The sequence below is a fragment of the Photobacterium proteolyticum genome (assembly GCF_001939735.1).
Lineage (GTDB): Bacteria > Pseudomonadota > Gammaproteobacteria > Enterobacterales > Vibrionaceae > Photobacterium > Photobacterium proteolyticum.
In genome coordinates this window covers 21626-39632 of the sequence record NZ_MJIL01000094.1, presented here as the reverse complement: position 1 = coordinate 39632, position 18007 = coordinate 21626, and the positions used below count along the sequence as shown (strand labels likewise).

Here is an 18007-nt window from a genome sequence, read left to right as displayed (position 1 = left end):
TTCACCAGGGAAAAGCAAGGAAAAAGCCTGATCCCTTATAGAGTTCAGGCTTTAGTGTATACCCTAGCTAGCTTTTTATTACGAAGCCGTTGCGGTTCGTGTTTTCCATAGCGAGCCAATTATCGCTGTCGATATTGTCAGAATGATGACAAACAACGAAATAGGTGTCGGGATAGCCCAGTTGGTTTCCATCAACAGCATTTTGATACCAATAAAGCTGAGGATGAACGCAAGCGCCGGACGCAGGTAACAAAACCGTGTCAGCATACCTTCTAGAACAAAGTACAATGAACGCAGTCCGAGCAGGGCAAACACGTTTGCAGTTAATACCAGAAATGGTTCCTTGGTTACCGCAAAGATCGCCGGGATCGAATCCAGAGCAAACATCACATCTGTCAGTGCAATAACGGCGATAACAATCATTAGCGGTGTCGCTATCCAGCCTTTGTTATCCCTGATAAGGATTTTCGTACCCTGATAGTTATCACTTACCCGGAAGCATTTCTTAACCAGCCTAACTGGTGCCGAATCCGAGAAGTCTTCTTGCTCGTCGTCATCTTCGCGCCATAATTTATAGCCCGTATATAGCAGGAATGCAGCAAACACATAGAGTACCCAGTGGAACTGGGTCAATAGCTCGGCACCGACTGCAATCATGATCCCGCGAAGGATTAGTGCGCCGACCACGCCAAGCATCAGTACCCGGGGACGAATCGCTTCAGGGACGGCAAACTGACCGAAGATCAGGGCAAATACGAACAGGTTGTCGACACTGAGCGATTTTTCCAATAGATAGCCTGTCAGAAAAGCCGTTGCAGCCTCACTGTTGCTATAACTACTGTTTGGGGCCATTTGCTGCCAATACAGATAGAGCACAACATTAAAGGCCAAAGCGAGTGCAACCCAGAATAGGCTCCAGATAGCGGCCTTTTTGATAGTGACCTTACCGCCACGGGTTTGGTACAAGTCCAGCGCCAGCATGATGACAGTTAGAACAGCGAACCCTTCATAGCTAAAAAGGCTCATGGTTTTCTCCTTCCGAATGCGCGCGGAAGGGACGGGTGACGTAAGAAAAGCCTGACCTTCCGCGCATTACAACACAGCACAAGTGTGCATAAATAATGGCGTTGGTCTCGTCAGAATGGTGCTAAATGTCATGAAATAACAAGCAAATCCATTCTCGACTGCCGGAAGCATGATGCTTCGGGATGACGACAGGCGAACAATTGGTGACTACTCCCCAAACAGGGGGATTTTATGAGAACTTCGGGATGAGCGCTATCATTATTTCTCCTCTCTCTCACGTTTTTTAGCGGCAGAGAGCACAAACCGAATGTACATAGGAAAGCATTCCAATGCATCAGGAAAAGCCGAAAAATAACTGTGATATTATTGTTCGTGATGTCGATCATAATTTCAATAAATAAGCACACATTCTTATTATAATAGCTAACTGGTATTTATGGATTTACTGTTAGTATTCTTTGTAATTGTTAGGGAATTAATAATTACATCTTTTTCAACCTTTTCCTTAACAATTGTGCGCGGCATGCTCCTTAGGTGTTTTTCGGCTATTTTTTGAAGGTGAAGGCTTAGAAATGGCAAGTTTATCTCTTGTTAAGAAAATAATAACGGGTGTTTCGTTATTGGTCTTACTCATTGCATCAATTGGTACCTGGATGGCGGTGAATAAAATTTCAGACTTGACGCAAACCAATATTCGTAATGGATTAGCGACGCAAGTGAGCGAAAAAGCTCAGTTTGCAAAAGGTTATATCCTTAAGTATCAGGCAGTTGTAGATACATTTCTTAATGGTCCTGATTTGCAGGACTTTATCGAGGAAAGAAATAATCACGAAGAGTCATTAGATTCAAAGGAATACAATTCAATATTGAAATACATAAACAGGATGAATGAAATAGACTCTAATTTATTCAGCTTGTTTTTCTCTTTGGATAAAACGGGAGAGTATTTTGATTCCTCTGGGCGATATTTTGATCCAAGTGTTGATTTAAAGAAGCGTCCATGGTGGAAAACAACGCTAAATAATAAAGGTTCCTGGTTGACAACGGCGATCGATGTGCGAAACGGTAATCTAAATGGTGCTATTTATATGCCTATTTATGATAGCTCAGGTGCATTAAAATTCATCGGTGGAGCCGACATAAAAATTACCGCTTTGCAAAAAGCCCTGTTGGATGAAACGCGTTATTTAGGTCAAGGAACGCCTTTTTTATTCAACGGTAATGGCGATGTGATGCTGTTTTCAGGCATGGATACTGAGCAAGTTAAAGAGCTTACACTAGAAAAGCTTGATCGAGAAAATGCAGGGTTCTCACAGTTGCGGCTGGCTGAACACAATACGGCCACCTGGTTCTCGGAAGTCGAGTGGCAGGGACACAAGCAGCTGGTGGCCATTCAGGATATTGCTCTTGACTACCCGAAAATGGACTGGAAACTTGCTCTGATGGTGCCTATGTCTATGGTCGAAGAGCCGGTCAGTGCCGCCAGAACGCAAGCCATTATATTCGCAGTATTAGGTGTAGTGGTGCTGGCGGGTGCGTTGGGCTTGTTCTGCATGAAATCTTTGGCTCCGCTGAATCAAGCGGCGATGGCTATGCGGGATATCGCTCATGGTGACGGTGATTTAACCCAGCGTCTGAGCATGGAGCGTGAAGATGAAATTGGCCGCGTTGCTGTGGCATTTAATGATTTTGCCTGCAAGATCCAAGGTTTGATTAAACATAGCCGTGAATTGGCCGGTCATGTAGAGCAGAACAGTCGCGGGATGGAACAGACTATCAAGGCAACCAATGATGCTGTTCAGGTGCAAAAAGATGAGCTGGACCAGATTGCTACCGCCGCTACTGAAATGGGGCACGCCGTTCGTGAGATTTCCGCAAACGCCGAGCAAACGCGTACCATGACCCAAGATGCTGAAGGGCTGGTCTCTACAAGCCATAGCACAGTGCTGTCGGCTATCAGGAATGTAGAACTGTTGTCGGAAGAGATCTTCAATGCCGAAGAACTCGTACTGAATCTTCGTCATGACGCTGATCAGATTGGTCAGGTTCTCGGTGTTATCAGTGACATTGCTGATCAGACGAACTTGCTGGCTTTGAACGCGGCGATTGAAGCAGCCCGTGCGGGTGAATATGGCCGAGGCTTTGCCGTTGTTGCCGATGAGGTACGCAGCCTTGCCAGCAAGACGCAGCAGTCGACTGTTGATATTCGGAAAATCATCGAGCAATTGCAGTCTAATACTCAAAACGTGGCTTCTGTGATGGGGCGTAATCGAACTCAGGCTGAGCAGACAACCACGGAGTCACGAAACGTCGGTGAGGTACTGGATCAAATTATGAGCGCCATTTCAAACATCCAGGCACAGACAGAGCAGATTGCCTGCGCGACCTCCGAGCAGACTGAAGTGGTTCAGGAGATCGGCCGCAATGTTAATCGTGTTAATGATATGGCTGATGAAACCAGCGCCCAGATGGAGGTGGCGGTGAGTGAAACTCAGCAGCTCAATCATAATAACGGGGAGCTACAAAAGGCGATAAACCAGTTCAAGGTGTAGTTAACTTGTTCCTCTGAGTATTGAAAACCTATAACGGTAAGCCCGTGACTGTCATCGTTGCGGGCTTTTATCTTTCTGGGAAAGCTGTTTTAAACTGGCAAAACTTCAAATTGATACAATACTTAACCGATACTGAATGCTAGTTTTTTAATCAGTGCAAAAAAAGATTCTTGAATAGATAGCCGCGTTTTGATCCATTCAAATTGATATTGTCATAATGAGCCTAATTTCATAGGGAATAGATTATGGAAAGAAAAATGCTGATTCGGAATATTTCTTATATGGAGCGCGAGTTATCTCAAATGAAAAAGGAGCTGGCGTCGCTGGATGCAAGGTGGGAGCAGCAGGAGAAAGGTGACTACCGGCATATTGAAGATGATGTAATGTCGGACGACCGACGATAGAGCTCAGCACAGGTTGAATTAACGTAAAGGGGATGGTCAAAGCCATCCCCTTTGCTTGTGAGGAAAAAGTCAGCAGCCTGGTGAGCGTTGAACGTCCATAAGCCGTATCAACAGTAAAGCGCTTACATACGATTAATGTCTTAGACATACTTCAACATGCTAAATAAATATTCGCCCTCTAAGGCCAAGAACAAAGGCATTGCTTTCGCCTGAAAGCAGCGGGTTATTGATCCACTGTAGATCCGGAGTGAGCTGAAAGTAGTCGCCAAACTGCATGTTGTAGAAGACCTCTACGACGGATTGGCTATCATTCGTTCCCCAAGCCTCTTTGTTTGCCTGACTCCAGTTAATGGCAAGGCCAAGATTATTATTTTGTGCACCTAGTGAAAAGTAGCCAAATCCAGCCGATATCGAGGTTTCATACAGTGCAGCATCGCCCTCAAGTGAGAAACCACCGCGCAAGAACGGCATGATATGCGGCGTGACAAAGTAGCTGAATGAGTAGTTCAATCCTTGGCTTGTAAGGGCACTATGCCTGGCACTTCCGTCATCATTAAATGTCGGGTCAATATGCCAGTAGGTTAGGTGGATGTTATCGGTGTATATCTGTTCTTGTGAGGCGGTCCAGCCAAGTTCTACAGAGGTAAAAAAGTCGTTGTCGTTAAAGAAAGTATCAAAACCTTCAAACACATCTTCAATATCCGAACGCCCATTAGCATCCGCCATCCCCGCAACGACATAGATATTGTTGGTAATCATATGGCCTGCAGAGAGGGACAATAGGCCATCATCTGGTAGGCCGATTGTTCCAGCACCTGTCTGGAAGGCTAAATTAGAGAATGCAGTCCATGGGCTAGCCAGAGCGTAGGTATCAACATAGTCGGTTACATCCTGAAAGCCCACAATGAATGAGGTTTTACCGTTGTTTAGACGTTGCTTCCAATAAAGGTTCGTAAGGCGACCACCTTGGTCATTAAATGCTGGCTGAATAAGGCCTATGTAGCCTAAGCTTTCTTTACCACTGAAGCTAGAAAGGAAGGCATAATCTTTAGGAGGGATATCAGAGTAGGCATGACGGTGCTCAATTTTCCATACTAAGGAACCTATATTTTGAGTATCACGCCCCACGATGTCCCACTGTCCATAGAAACGAGCCACGCCACCACTGGTATTCACACTATTCCCTTCGCTACCATTAGCAGAATTAAAGCCAACCGCATTATAATCGATTCCGAGAGTAACGCCTTCTTTTGCGAGTTCTTCACGCCATGAGCGTTTTTGGGCAGTCTGTTCCTGAATAGTATTGTCTACGGAATCAGGGCCACCAAAATTTGCGGCCGAGACAGCGCTTGGGAGCAACGACGCAAACAGTACCACGCTGACGTTGATCTTAGTGTGTAGCATAATCTACCTTTAACTATCTATAATCAGACACTTTTGAAGCATTCAGACTATAGCCCATAGTGATGTGACTAGCGCCGTCAAGAATATAGACTTCTTCAGACATGATCTTTGAGATGATGGTTCCTTCGACCCATACTGGGTGTTGAACCGTTCTCATTTTATATCCTTCAGGGAAAGAGATGCGGATAATCTGGTTTGGCGGAGGTGGCGGCATATGTATACACGCACCAGCAAACGGTACGAGTAGAAAGTCAGTTGTTACCATAGCGTCAGAAAATTCAATTGGGACAAGAAAGCCAGGGATCCGAACTTTTTTACCATCGAACGCCCTAGTGGTTGTTTCCGCCGCCTTTTTCTGGGTTTGTATGTATACTTCTCGCAACTCAAGCAGTTCATCGGCATCGATACCTTCCGATTTTAATTGCACTTTCATTGATTTCAAACGCTCCAGGTCATGCTGGGAGCTAGAGTTCATCAAGGTGAATATTTGTTGGATTTTCAGCCTGTTTTCGTAACTGAGATCAGGAAGAGTCACCATATTTTGAGCCGTTTCAGGTCTGAGCTTTTGCCAGTCAAGAGTGATCATCTCATTGGCAAAAATACTAAAAGATGCCAATGTAAGTAGAAATGGAATAAGTCTCGTCAACACTATGCTTCCTTACTTCTAATTTCTAAAGCAACAGAGCGAAAGGTAGGTGAAGCTAGAGAGTATTTTTATAGATAACACCATCTTTCATGATTAGCCGAATCGTCTCGGGACTTTCCGGGCGTTTTTCTGCGCCAAACCATTTGTCGCCAGTACCGACCACAGAAAAGTTTTCTAACGGGTTGCCATCTAGCAATAGGATGTCGGCATAAGCACCAGCTTCAATTACCCCCAATTTAGCGCTAGGGTAAGGGTTGGTGAAGTCACCTGTCAGTTTAGAAATCTCCCCGCCGATTGACGTCATCGTTTTTAATGATTCATAAGAGCCGAAGAACTCGTTATTTAAGTGCTTTTCGTAAGCGATTTGAATGTTACATGCATCGACAGAGCCTACACAGTCAGTTTGGAACCCTCGTTTAACCGGGCATTTCTTCATGTTTGGTATGTAGTTTTTAAATGTTTCGGTTGCTGATTTCGCTTTCGCCAGGCTAGAAGGGACATTTTTTACTGCTGGAATATCTAACAGGCCAGGGTCAAATGCTGTCAGGTTCGTGGTTATATATGCGCCTTTTTCATTCATTTTTTCAGCTATTTCACAGTCAAAAGCGAAGCCATGCTCGATAGAAAGGACCCCGGCATCGAGCGCATTCAGGATTGCCTCTTTACGATAAGAGTGAGCCATGACATAGCTGCCATAACTCTCAGCAACAGCTACTGCGGCTTCAATCTCTTCAGGGGAACCAGCCAGAAGCTGCCAGGGATCAAATGCAGATACCACCCCGCCAGATTGCATGTACTTTAGCTGTGTTGCGCCCATACGAAAGTTGTTACGGGCGTACTTTTTAACCTCTGCAATGCTATCGACTTCTTGTGAAAGATTTAAGCGGCCGAAGTTTGTTTCCGTACCAACAGGGGCCGAGTAGTTTGCAAAGTCAGCGTGCCCTCCTCGAGTGCCAAGAAATGCTCCTGATGGATAGTAACGAGGACCAATAATCTCTCCTGCATCAATAGCTCTTCTCAGACCGCCGTTAGCGCCACCAGCATCGCGTACTGTTGTGAAGCCTTGCATGAGATACATTTTAGCCATCCGAGTGCCATGGATAGCAAAATCTTCCCACGTTTTATCGGCCTCCATGGCCGGTAAGTTGGGTCCCATTAGCATCAAGTGGGCGTGGTTTTCAATAAAACCAGGCGTGAGGGTTTTGCCTGTACCATCAATGACAGTCGCATCGCTTCGCGAATCAATCTCCTCGGCAGAAATTGTTTTGATGATATTTCCTTCAACGAGGACATGGTGGTTTTCAAACAGTTTATTTTCGATGCCATTAAAAATAGCGACATTTTTGAAAACAATTTGTTCTACTTGCTTTTCGCTAAGATTTTCTTCTGTAGCATAAACCATAGCGCTCATTACAATTAGCGTAGGAATAAGAACAAAAATCTTCATTTTAACCCCTCGGTAAATAATGATTAATCGCTATTTGAACAATGATTATCTATATGAGAAATAGAGTGGAAAGGCCTCAGAACGAAGTTAAGCCTAGGCTGGTAGCCTTGTCAATATTATGCTGGATATAGGCTATGTTATAAATCAATAATGATTAATTATATCAAAAGTAATAAAATTATCTTTTATAAGAATTATGACTAACACAACAGTATTAAACTGGTAACGTTTATAGGGTTAATTAGAGTAGCATTAGAAAATGTGAGCAAAATTGAAAGTAAAGAATACGGTTAGAACAACAAATTTATCTTTGGCAAGTGAGTTATTAAAGTCAGTAGACTCATATACGGCATTGAATCATTCGCACCACTTAACTGCCATATCGTACGTGGGTCAGCGATTCTAACACAAGCCTTCGGATCAAACTTTTGCAAGGCTTTTTCTTTTATATTCAACTGATGGTGCTCCAACTAAGTGCAATGCACTACTGTCATCCCGGTTATGGTGCAACGGAGCGACGTGTTTGTTCGTCGTACGTCCGCCAAAAGCGGTACTAGAGCAGAAGAGCAACAAGGTTGTGCTGAAGTCGAAGAGGATCCAAATACTGGCTTGATCTTTGCTGTTAATGTTTCAAGTCAAACGAAAAAGGGGTTATCCGATGAAAGATGAGACCATAACAGTCATTCTGGCTGGTGGAGAAGGGAAGCGCTTGTCACCGCTTACAGATAATCGCGCAAAACCAGCGGTACCTTTCGGCGGGAAGTATCGGATTATCGATTTTACCCTGGCGAACTGTCTGCATTCCGGATTAAGGCAGATACTGGTACTGACACAATATAAGTCCCATTCACTTCAGAAGCACCTTCGTGATGGCTGGTCGATCTTTAATCCCGAGCTGGGTGAGTACATCACTGCTGTTCCGCCGCAGATGCGTACCGGTGATAGTTGGTACCAGGGCACAGCTGATGCTATTTACCAGAACTTATATTTGCTTTCTCGTAGTGCAGCCAAGTATGTCGTTGTCCTTTCTGGTGATCATATTTATCGCATGGACTATGCACCAATGCTGAAGCACCATAAAGAGTCAGGTGCTGAGTTGACAGTCGCCTGTATGGAAGTGCCCAGGGATGAAGCACGTTCTTTTGGTGTCATGGCTGTCAATAATCAGTTTCAGGTGACACAGTTTGCCGAAAAGCCTGAAACCCCGTCTGCTATTCCCAATAAGCCGGATTCCAGTTTGGTTTCTATGGGGATTTATATCTTTTCGATTGATGCTCTGATCAGTTCGTTAGAGAGTGATGCTATCAACCCGCATTCTAGTCATGATTTCGGTAAAGATATCATTCCGGGGCTAATCGACAATCAAAGTGTCTTTGCATATCAGTTCGGTGGGGAAGAGGGACGTGTAAGCCAGGACGCCTACTGGCGTGATGTCGGCACAATTGATGCGTATTATCAATCGAACATGGATTTGTTAAAGGTACAACCGCCATTGCAACTGTACCAGCAGGACTGGCCGATCCGTACTTATGAGCCTCAACTACCTCCGGCACGTACCGTTTCATCGGCGGCTGGTAACGAGGGTATTTTTATTAATTCGATTATCTCAAGTGGCGTCGTTATTTCCGGCGGTTCAGCACAAAATTCAATATTATTTCCACAGGTTACAATCGAAAATTCAGCAGTGGTGATAAACAGTATTTTATTTGAAGGCGTCACCATTGGGGCTGACTCACACCTTGAAAATTGTATTATAGATAAAAATGTTAATATTCCTCCAGGTACCATAATTGGTGTAAATAAAAAGCAAGATAAAGAACGATTTCACGTGTCAGAAAATGGTGTGGTTGTTATTTCTGCGCCTCAACAATTTTCCTAGATAACACAGTCATAAGGATGCTTTCAGGGAATAAAATCTTATCAGCATAAAATTATATTAAGCAAAGTAATAATAGATAGAACATTAATTGTTAACCATATGTTTTATCTGTGTTGCTTTGTTTGTGCTTGTTATGCGGTTTCGCGAAAGAAAGTGAAGAAAATTGTAGGTTAGGTCAATATTTCAGCAACGTGAAGCATGTGTTTTGAAAGTTTTGTTGATGTTAATCAATTGTTTGTTAGGTATTTTAATATTGGTTTTTAGGCTATAAAAGTAAGATCAGACGCAAATTTTGAAAAATAAACAATTCCTCAGAAACAAGTTAGTCGTATAGTTGAATACGGTTACAAGTAGATGCCAATCGTCACACTGAGTCGCAACAACAGTGGTTATGTTTCTTTTAAGGATGATTATGGAAACATCAGTTGAAATCTCAAAAAATAGTAACGTCGTGTTTGATTACACATCGTTCTTATCTGCATCTTGTAAACATAGGATGACTTTTAGCGATGCATTAAAGGCGTTAATTCCGGCATTTGAAATTTCATGGACATCTTCATTGCCAAAAGAATTAACCGAGTCAGAAAAATTACAGATGCAGGCATTAAAAGTGCTGTCAACCAATACCAGTGATTCGAATAATTTGATCCGTTTGCTGCGCTTGGCACGAGCTGAACAGATTGACGAATTGTTGATTACTTTGCCGTATGCCCTGGAAAGTGAGCAGCTTGATCAGATTGAAAGCAGAGCCAGTTGTAGGATTACCATGGCGTCTGATAATGGTGAGGAACTGAGAGTTCACATGGTTGAGCCTTAAATGCCGAGTTGTTTGAAATCAAATAAAAAGCCAGCTGTTAAGCTGGCTTTTTTCTTGATTGGTGATAACTCAGATCATTCCCTGCCATAGCATGCCCACTGCAAGGCATGCTGCGACGGTCAGGAGGCTGGCTGCAGCTTTCTCAGAGCCGACAAAGATATCTGTATTTTGCTCTCGCTTAGCCTTGATATAGAAATATAACCCAGGCAAGTACAGCAACGCGGACAGTAGCAGGTAGTTCAGGCCAGACGCGTAGAGTAACCAAATACCGTAAAGGCTTGCACCCAAACCGACCCAGAACAATGAGCCTCGATCCTTTCGCTCGATAGCCAGTTTCAGCGTATAGGCACCAACGAGGAAGTAAGGAACCAGAATCATTTCAGATGCGATTGCCAGCAGCATATCGTAGGTACTACCCGCAAAAACAACAAAAAACAATGAAATCTGAACGCAGCCGTTTGTCAGCAGTAGGGCATTCACCGGGCTGCCGGCTTTGTTTTGCCGGGCTAGGCTTTTCGGGAACATGTTGTCTTTTGCGCCAAGGTAAGGGGCTTCAGAAGCCAATACTGTCCAGCTCAAGAAGGCGCCACAAACAGAAATCAATAGCCCACAGCCAATGATGACTGAACCCCAGGGGCCTAAAATTTCTGTCAGTACTCGCGCCATGGACGGGTTCTGATAGGTAGCCAGCTGTTCGGTACTGATCACGCCCATAGAAAGTAATGTCACCAGCACATAGATAGTAAGGGCGGTCAGTAAGCCTAATATCGTTGCACGGCCAATATCTTTGCGGCTCTTAGCTCGGCCTGAAACAACAACCGCACCCTCGATACCGATAAATACCCACACTGTTATGAGCATGGTGCCTTTAACCTGAGACAGCAAATCATGCTGCTCGTCAAAATGCATGCCGGTGAAGTCAAAAACAAAGGTATCCCATTGGAAGGCAATCAGAGCACAGAAAATGAAAAGAAACAGCGGGATCAGTTTGGCAATGGTTGTGATCATATTGATCACTGCGGCAGTTTGGACACCGCGTTTCACGAGAGCGTGAACTACCCAGAGCAGAATGGATGCTCCTGCGACGGCTAGCCAGGTATTGCCATCACCGAACAATATCATGTCTGGTTGGTCAAACAGCATTCCAAGCGTACTAAAGACAATAACCAGGTAGGAGACATTGGCAAGCATGGCGCTCAACCAGTAGCCCCATGCTGAACAAAAGCCAATGAAGTCTCCAAAACCGGCTTGGGCATAGCCAAATACGCCGCTTTCAATTTCTGGTTTAAGTCTGGATAAATGTTGAAAGGAGAGTGCGAGAAAAATCATTCCGATTCCCGTGATTGTCCATCCAATCATCACGGCAGCAGGGCTGGCCACGTTGGCCATGTTTTGGGGAAGGCTGAAGACTCCGGCTCCAATCATTGAACCGATAACGAGCGCTGTTAATGCACCCAACCCTAGTTTCTTTTCCATTTTATAGATCCGGTTTAAATGACTAACATTTTGTACGTGCTAGGCATTTTATTATGGTTTCACTGCTTATTGCACAAGAAATGCGACGCATATTGCTCAAAAGGCAGTTAATAGCACTGTTTGTTGTACTGGATCAAAAAAGCCACCAATAATAATTATTTAGTGGCTCCTTGCTGGTTGGAATTTGCACAGGTTAACTAATGTATGGTCACTTTTGATTTGCTGTGGCGATTAATGACAAAAGCATAAGATGAACCAGCTTCTGCAGCATGACGAATGCCCGCGCACTCGAAATCCTCAACATCACCCGTTGCAATAACAGCACTGCAATTTCCTGTGTGTAGTGCCTTTTCCATTAATGCCTGATCAGACAATCCTTTTTTATTTTTTAACAACAGCACTTTGTTCAAGTCGACACCAGCGCTTTGAAGCAGGTTTTTGTCAAGCATGGCTTCATCACCGATAAACATGATCCAGCGGCTTTGTTGACTGGCCTGCTTCAAAATACGGAGGAAGTAGGCCAGTTGGGTCTGCTTTTCATCTGAGAAGCAAACCTCAATAGGGCACTTTACCGGTTGGACAAGCGCTGGTGAACTAGTAAGGGTTGCAAAAGAAGATTTATAGACTTGTGATGCAGAAACCGATTGTAGGTTGTCAAATAGTGCTGTCATTGTTCGTCATCCTTACTAGTGGTTATTTATACATGCTGTATGCCTATACAGTAGTTTTATTCAGGCAGGGTTGCAAGCACTTTTTGTCGTTAAAATCGCAATCAATGGATAATGAAGTTTCGCCCTAAGACTGGTTTTTAATATAAGCAACTGTTTATTAATGAATATTAGTACAGACTCAAATTGAGTAGGTATCTAAGTTAAAATGGGCTGGTTATGTATTGAGTTGATAATATTGAGGTATATCACACTAATGACAGTGGTTTATACAGTGGTTTATACAGTGGTTTATACAGTGGTTTATACAGTGGTTTATACAGTGGTTTATACAGTGGTAATTGGTTTTGCATCTGTTACGGGGCGCTTGTTTATGCTTGCAGTAAGCAGAGGGTGTCAAACCTCACAATTGCTGACTGATAATTCGGCTTTTTTTACTGATAAATTAGACTCAAATCAAGTTGCATATTGAGTCTATTGGTATTATTAGCATACTTATTTTTAGCGTGAATGCGTGGCAAGCAGTTGGCAATAGCCGAGTGATGTCATTTGGAGTGCAGGACTCTTGTGAATACCAGAGTGATTTTGATATCGCATTATATTTACGGAACGTCATTATGTATGTACTTCAGCATGTTTGGATTGAGAAAAACACAAGCACTATTAGTTAGTGTTCGCTCAATAATCAATAACAAGGAGTTTTTTAGGTGGAAAAAGCAAGAATGAATGTTGGTATTCCTGAAGGAATGACCATTAATTCGGGCTATGACGGACTAACAATTGAGCGTAGGTGGTATACAAGTAAAACGTTATTTTATGCGGGATTTGCGGTTATTTGGAATGCTTTTCTGTTTAATTGGTACAGAGAGTTTCCGGGATTTGACGCATTGACTGAAGATAATATAATGACTTATCTATTTCCTGTGGGTCATGTGGCAGTTGGCGTTGGCTTAATATATTACGTTGTTGCAGGTTTTTTGAACAAAACAACTGTTACTGTTAGCCACAGTAATGTTGAGTCGAAAATATCACCAATACCTTTTGGTTTAAAAAAAGTTATACCAGCACCTTCAATTGAGCAGGTTTACTGTAAAGAGGTGACGAAAAGCTCTAAGAACGGTGAGAGTGTGACATTTGAGGTCAGAGTAATACAAAAGGACCGCAAGAATACGTGTTTAGTCTCAGGGCTGGAGACAAGTGAACAAGCGCTTTTTTTAGAGCACGAGATAGAGTCATACCTTGGAATAAAAGATGTAAGCGTAAAAGGTGAATTGGGATAATCTCTGTTACCAGAGACTATACTCGTAGTTAGGACTAGGCTCTTATTGAAATTGACTTAAGATACTGTCTCATTCATATGATCAAACAGTATCTTAAGTCGGCTGAGAAGCTAGTTTTTCTGCAGTTTTGAAAACTGCTCTTCGATCTTCAACAGATGGCAAACGATACTCTCGATGAGCTTCTGCACTTCATTCTCGTTGGTCAGAGAAAGGAGTACAGGGTCGGTATCAAAAGCGTCCCCAAATTCTGCGAACTTTACGATAGGCTGCGAAGATTGCTCATCATTGTAGTAACAGGTAATCCAGTCATCTTTCTTGCTGTTAACAGCGTTTCCAGTAGGTAGGAGAGGCGCAATATCGTTTTTGATGTCGCGTCTGCTGACAGCATTTCCATGTTCATCACAAACACGCAGCCCATAATGAACCCAGCTATATAGATTGATATACATGTATACGCTCATATCGGCGTATTGCCCAACAGGGTACTTGAGTCCGATATTTTTGTTACCTTTGCTATTTTGATAGTAGTTCTCCGATATATCTTTTATCGATTTACCACCATAGACTGCTACGATTTTTTCCTGACTCTCCAAAGCTTGTTTGAGTGTTGTCCAGAAACGCTCCTGAAGCATTATCTTACTTTTTACAATTGCATGTTCGATGGCAAGAGCTGCTTGTAAGTCATTAGGGTTTGATGCCAGTTGTTTAGCCAATTCCATCTTAAATTCCTGTCGTTGCCCGGTTAATTTCTCAATGAGAAGTTTGTATTGAACTAATGCTTCCCTAAGAACTGGTTTCATTGCCGCCTCTTTAATACAAGCCGTGAGCCAGTCGACGATGTGGCTGCTAAATGCAATAAGCTCATATTGTTTATCAGTAAGGCTATTGAGGCTGCCTGTACTTGGTTGAGCACCAAAGAGGGTGAGATAATAAAGACGAACTTCTTTATTGGTCGCTCTTTTCTTTAGCTCCAGAAAGTAGTCATACAATTGGTTGTGTTGATCGGCAGCATCAATCTTCATCTCAATGCCAATCATTGAATCTGCTGATTCAATGGTAAAGTCAATTCTGCGGCCTTCATCAGTGCCGTCTTCACGTTTTACCGTGTACTTACCACGCTGATTGTCTAGAGAGAGGACATCAGCGATAAACAATTCCAGAAAAGTTGTCCCCATTCCGTGGCGTCCATGAGGGTTGAGTAACTCATAGATAAATCTCGAATGGGTTTCAACTTCTTTTCGCTCCATTTTTAATATACTGAAGATATTAAAACGCTCTCCTTGTTGATTGGAAAATGCTCGATGTTGTTCAAGTAATAGGTGAGTGCGATGCAGTAGATTGGTTTCGTTAATTGGGCTGTTAGCGTTGTTCTGCAAGTTCGGAAGTTCCTTTTTGTTTACATAACAGGCAGGTGCCAGTTCTTGTGAGCTTTATTGAATGGTTGCCTATGCTGGTAGATTTTATGCCTGAACATTTAATAGAGTCTTTGTCGTGCATCACAAAGTCACAGGTGCGAGCTTTAGAGTATAAGGGTGAGGAATGGACTTGAATGAGAAACAATCAAAATTGCTGAAAGAAGTGAAATGTTTGCTTAAGGATATTGATGGTGAACTACACTTTCGCTTGCCTCATTCCTCCAAGCGAACTGATATTCGGGATATGCTGGAATGGCTGGAGACCGGCGAGCCTGTCGGCAACTTTGAGGTTCTGTACGATCTTGAACAAGAAAGTGAGAACACAGAGGGTGAAGATAATAGAGATGGGTTTTGGAACTCTCCGCTAGAAATTATTTTGGAACAACCTGACATGGTGACTCAGATTATGCTGAAGCTGGATCAGCATCATGGTGAAGAATTGATTTACGAGCCCTTAATCTGCGAAGTGGGCAAGCCTTTTTACTTCACTCTCTCAAAACATCGGTGCCAGGGCGAACTCGAAGCCTTTGTGATTCTGTTCTGCCATTATCTCAGGTATATGGAGGAATTGAACTGGGAGGAGATACGTCCTGAAAATGTAGATAATTTGATTGACGACAAGCTGATCTATTCAGTGGCAATGTGCTGCGAAAGTATCGTTCCGGCAGAAGCTGTAAAGAGTGAAACTCATTGGCATATAAACGTTGCATTAGACGATATTTTAATAAACTCTGGCAACCCAGATGTTGGGATCATACATAATGGAATAAGGCTTGAGATTGATGAAAATTATGAGCCTCCCATTAGTCCCTTAATCCATAATGCTTTTCAGCTCGAGCTGGACAATGATAACCCGTTGTTCTTTTTCGAGACTGAGAATGAATATGTGCTTTTTGGGAGTTAACGGATGAATCGATGCACATTGACCCTGATATCTTTGATGCTAGTTAGCCGAACCATGCCAGTACTAGCTTCAGACAGTCAGATTTTACGGCACATTGAAGCCCTTAGCCGAGATTATTACTACGTGCATATCGAAAAGCCTGCACGGCCGTTTCAGGTTCAGGATATAGTCGGAGGCGAGCATGAGAATAAGTACCATATCCTAGGTTTTAAAGGTGATTCCTTTATTATTTCGCTCGAGTCAGCAGAAGGTGAGGCAGGGTACTCGTTGTATGGCGATGGGTTTGAAAGAGTAAGGGAAAAACACGGTGATAGGGTAACCGTTCAGGGCTCCCAAACCTGGATTAGTATTGGTGTGTCAGCAACGCCTTATGCGGAATATATATTAACGGTACAAAAGCATGAACAATAAAATCGTTAACCAACAACACACATTTCGAGTTCAAACAAAAGCCTTGCTTGATTTATTGCCAACACTTAAGGCTGAACTGTATTTTGCGGGATGTGATGAGAAGTCTCGTCTTCTGCAGCGTATCGATCAGGTATACGGTGAATTAACCCAGTTTCAGGCATTACAGCCAGAGAAACTGGGCTCAGATTCATGTAATGGTGATGATCCCATCCACTTACTGCAGCAATATGAGTTTAGCGAACCGGTTTATCACTCTGATGGGCTAGGGCATGTTCAGGTACAGGAAAGCGACCCGCTATATCCTTTGGAAGCGTTATTACAACAAGTTGAAGAAAGGAAAGAATGGGATATTTGTTTCTTGATGTTCGAATCTCAGTCTAGTGAGTGGTTGTTGGACTTTTCGGAACACCTGGAAAATACAGCGTCTTATCATACCGATTGCAACATTGTAATTAGTCAGGTCTTAACGGATAGAAGTGATCTCATTACTTTGCTGCAAAATGCCGATAGATGGTATTGGGATAATACAAATAGGCACTTAATCCCTGCTTTGACTAAGTCTGTCGATACATTGTTAAGCTACCATGAGCCAGATGTTCTACAACGGGAAATTGATACCAGCATTTTAACTGGATTGAAGAGCCGTTTAGATAGGTTCTACATGAAGGAGAATCCTTAATTATTCCCATAAACACCTTGAGGTTGTTTGGGTATAAAGGATTAGGATAGTGTTATTGTGACCTCTGTTGCTTATCATTTGGATAGTGATGTAGTAGGCTAATTGTTACGATATTGTTTTAACAGGGAAAGGTATTGTGAATGACCTGAGTTTAACAAGTATTGCAGCCAGCCACCTCTTAACCCATCTCACCGATGGGGTGCTTATCATGACAATGAATCGACCAAAGAAACTCAATGGTTGGACATTGGATATGATGGATGCACTTGGTGAAGCCTTTGTAAAGGCGAATACTAACGAGGCCGTCAAAGCCGTTATTCTAACAGGCACCGGCAATTATTATTCTGCCGGGGTTAATCTGGGGGGCTCTCTTAAGCTCATGCACCCCAAAAAATTGCGCGAGTTAATCGTAAAAAATAATAAGGCTTTATTTGAGCTTTTCCTTAACTGTGAAAAGCCACTGTTAATTGCTGTGAATGGCCCGGCAATTGGTGCCAGTGTTACTGCATCCACCTTGGCGAATAGTATTATTGCGTCCGAAAATGCGACTTTCTCAACACCATTTGCGGCACTGGGTATCACGCCGGAAGGGTGCTCAAGTGTTCATTTTCCCCGTCTAATGGGAGAAAAGAATGCGCAGCGTATGCTGGGGAGCGAAGGCTGGAAACCTAAGGCCAAGGAAGCGTTAGAAGCCGGTTTGGTTCAGAAGGTTGTACCCCATGAGCAATTAATGGATGAAGCTGAACGCATTGCACGAGATTGGGTGACTAGCAAAAAACAGCGACAATTTATGGCTGGAAGTCAGTTGGACGATCTGAAAAAGGTTAACGCTCGGGAATCCGAACAACTTGCTGATGCTTTTCTAGGCGCGGACTTTCTAAGAGAGCAATCTCGTTTTTTATGGAGCAAGAAGAAATATGCCCCGTCGGTGATGTTCTTTTCGCTATGGAGCTTAAGACCTTTTTGGGCCCGTTTAATTTAGCTTTCCATCAAGGATTG

General features: G+C 43.2%; 16 protein-coding genes. 9 read left to right on the top strand and 7 right to left on the bottom strand.

Annotation, left to right across the window (positions count from 1 at the left end; genetic code table 11):
* Window positions 1–78: 78 nt before the first annotated feature.
* A complete protein-coding gene (locus BIT28_RS23265; protein WP_075767338.1) occupies window positions 79–1026 on the bottom strand; it encodes a TerC family protein in 948 nt (315 codons plus the stop codon).
* A gap of 572 nt (window positions 1027–1598) precedes the next feature.
* Here BIT28_RS23265 and BIT28_RS23260 point away from each other — a divergent pair.
* Both BIT28_RS23260 and BIT28_RS29705 read left to right on the top strand, forming a co-directional pair.
* Window positions 1599–3578, top strand: coding sequence for a methyl-accepting chemotaxis protein (locus BIT28_RS23260; protein ID WP_075767337.1), 1980 nt, complete (start codon window positions 1599–1601; stop codon window positions 3576–3578).
* A gap of 257 nt (window positions 3579–3835) precedes the next feature.
* On the top strand, window positions 3836–3982 hold the full coding sequence (locus BIT28_RS29705) for a hypothetical protein (protein WP_175577594.1): 147 nt from the start codon (window positions 3836–3838) through the stop codon (window positions 3980–3982).
* 159 nt (window positions 3983–4141) lie between these two features.
* Here BIT28_RS29705 and BIT28_RS23255 read toward each other — a convergent pair whose 3' ends face one another.
* The 3 genes from BIT28_RS23255 to BIT28_RS23245 are packed head-to-tail and all read right to left on the bottom strand — an operon-like array spanning window position 4142 to window position 7479.
* Entirely contained in the window at window positions 4142–5386 is a 1245-nt protein-coding gene (locus BIT28_RS23255; protein ID WP_075767336.1) for a carbohydrate porin, read from the bottom strand.
* Between the two features lie 13 nt (window positions 5387–5399).
* Entirely contained in the window at window positions 5400–6035 is a 636-nt protein-coding gene (locus BIT28_RS23250) for a DUF3299 domain-containing protein (protein ID WP_245823852.1), read from the bottom strand.
* A gap of 52 nt (window positions 6036–6087) precedes the next feature.
* Complete coding sequence (locus BIT28_RS23245) at window positions 6088–7479, bottom strand: metal-dependent hydrolase family protein (RefSeq protein ID WP_075767335.1); 1392 nt, start codon at window positions 7477–7479, stop codon at window positions 6088–6090.
* A 658-nt stretch (window positions 7480–8137) separates the two neighbouring features.
* Here BIT28_RS23245 and glgC point away from each other — a divergent pair.
* Window positions 8138–9358, top strand: a complete 1221-nt coding sequence (gene glgC / locus BIT28_RS23240; RefSeq protein ID WP_075767334.1) for a glucose-1-phosphate adenylyltransferase — start codon at window positions 8138–8140, stop codon at window positions 9356–9358.
* A 412-nt stretch (window positions 9359–9770) separates the two neighbouring features.
* Window positions 9771–10175, top strand: a complete 405-nt coding sequence (locus tag BIT28_RS23235; protein ID WP_075767333.1) for a hypothetical protein — start codon at window positions 9771–9773, stop codon at window positions 10173–10175.
* A 69-nt stretch (window positions 10176–10244) separates the two neighbouring features.
* Here the strand turns inward: BIT28_RS23235 and BIT28_RS23230 are convergent, their stop codons facing one another.
* A complete protein-coding gene (locus tag BIT28_RS23230; protein ID WP_075767332.1) occupies window positions 10245–11651 on the bottom strand; it encodes a basic amino acid/polyamine antiporter in 1407 nt (468 codons plus the stop codon).
* A 197-nt stretch (window positions 11652–11848) separates the two neighbouring features.
* Window positions 11849–12322, bottom strand: a complete 474-nt coding sequence (locus BIT28_RS23225) for a cell division inhibitor SulA (RefSeq protein ID WP_075767331.1) — start codon at window positions 12320–12322, stop codon at window positions 11849–11851.
* A gap of 704 nt (window positions 12323–13026) precedes the next feature.
* Here BIT28_RS23225 and BIT28_RS23220 point away from each other — a divergent pair.
* The gene (locus BIT28_RS23220) at window positions 13027–13599 is read left to right on the top strand and encodes a hypothetical protein (protein WP_075767330.1); all 573 of its coding nucleotides are present in this window, start codon (window positions 13027–13029) and stop codon (window positions 13597–13599) included.
* Window positions 13600–13709: 110 nt separating this feature from the next.
* Here BIT28_RS23220 and BIT28_RS23215 read toward each other — a convergent pair whose 3' ends face one another.
* Window positions 13710–14975: a PDDEXK-like family protein gene (locus BIT28_RS23215; RefSeq protein WP_139310514.1), complete on the bottom strand. Its 1266-nt coding sequence runs from the start codon at window positions 14973–14975 to the stop codon at window positions 13710–13712.
* 169 nt (window positions 14976–15144) lie between these two features.
* Here BIT28_RS23215 and BIT28_RS23210 point away from each other — a divergent pair, with 169 nt between their 5' ends.
* From BIT28_RS23210 to BIT28_RS23195, 4 genes are all read left to right on the top strand, one after another.
* Window positions 15145–15918: a hypothetical protein gene (locus BIT28_RS23210; protein WP_139310513.1), complete on the top strand. Its 774-nt coding sequence runs from the start codon at window positions 15145–15147 to the stop codon at window positions 15916–15918.
* A 3-nt stretch (window positions 15919–15921) separates the two neighbouring features.
* Window positions 15922–16329 (top strand): hypothetical protein, encoded by a 408-nt coding sequence (locus BIT28_RS23205; protein ID WP_075767327.1) that lies wholly within the window; start codon window positions 15922–15924, stop codon window positions 16327–16329.
* Window positions 16319–17008, top strand: a complete 690-nt coding sequence (locus BIT28_RS23200) for a hypothetical protein (RefSeq protein WP_075767326.1) — start codon at window positions 16319–16321, stop codon at window positions 17006–17008. The genes BIT28_RS23205 and BIT28_RS23200 overlap by 11 nt, the downstream gene beginning before the upstream one ends.
* Window positions 17009–17144: 136 nt before the next feature.
* Window positions 17145–17990, top strand: a complete 846-nt coding sequence (locus BIT28_RS23195; RefSeq protein ID WP_075767325.1) for an enoyl-CoA hydratase/isomerase family protein — start codon at window positions 17145–17147, stop codon at window positions 17988–17990.
* The last annotated feature ends 17 nt before the right edge of the window (window positions 17991–18007 follow it).

Excerpts from the sequence above, each read along its gene's own strand:
- BIT28_RS23265 (WP_075767338.1), bottom strand. The coding sequence starts at position 1,026 with ATGAGCCTTTTTAGCTATGAAGGGTTCGCTGTTCTAACTGTCATCATG.
- BIT28_RS23260 (WP_075767337.1), top strand. The coding sequence starts at position 1,599 with ATGGCAAGTTTATCTCTTGTTAAGAAAATAATAACGGGTGTTTCGTTA.
- BIT28_RS29705 (WP_175577594.1), top strand. The coding sequence starts at position 3,836 with ATGCTGATTCGGAATATTTCTTATATGGAGCGCGAGTTATCTCAAATG.
- BIT28_RS23255 (WP_075767336.1), bottom strand. The coding sequence starts at position 5,386 with ATGCTACACACTAAGATCAACGTCAGCGTGGTACTGTTTGCGTCGTTG.
- BIT28_RS23245 (WP_075767335.1), bottom strand. The coding sequence starts at position 7,479 with ATGAAGATTTTTGTTCTTATTCCTACGCTAATTGTAATGAGCGCTATG.
- glgC (WP_075767334.1), top strand. The coding sequence starts at position 8,138 with ATGAAAGATGAGACCATAACAGTCATTCTGGCTGGTGGAGAAGGGAAG.
- BIT28_RS23235 (WP_075767333.1), top strand. The coding sequence starts at position 9,771 with ATGGAAACATCAGTTGAAATCTCAAAAAATAGTAACGTCGTGTTTGAT.
- BIT28_RS23230 (WP_075767332.1), bottom strand. The coding sequence starts at position 11,651 with ATGGAAAAGAAACTAGGGTTGGGTGCATTAACAGCGCTCGTTATCGGT.
- BIT28_RS23225 (WP_075767331.1), bottom strand. The coding sequence starts at position 12,322 with ATGACAGCACTATTTGACAACCTACAATCGGTTTCTGCATCACAAGTC.
- BIT28_RS23205 (WP_075767327.1), top strand. The coding sequence starts at position 15,922 with ATGAATCGATGCACATTGACCCTGATATCTTTGATGCTAGTTAGCCGA.
- BIT28_RS23200 (WP_075767326.1), top strand. The coding sequence starts at position 16,319 with ATGAACAATAAAATCGTTAACCAACAACACACATTTCGAGTTCAAACA.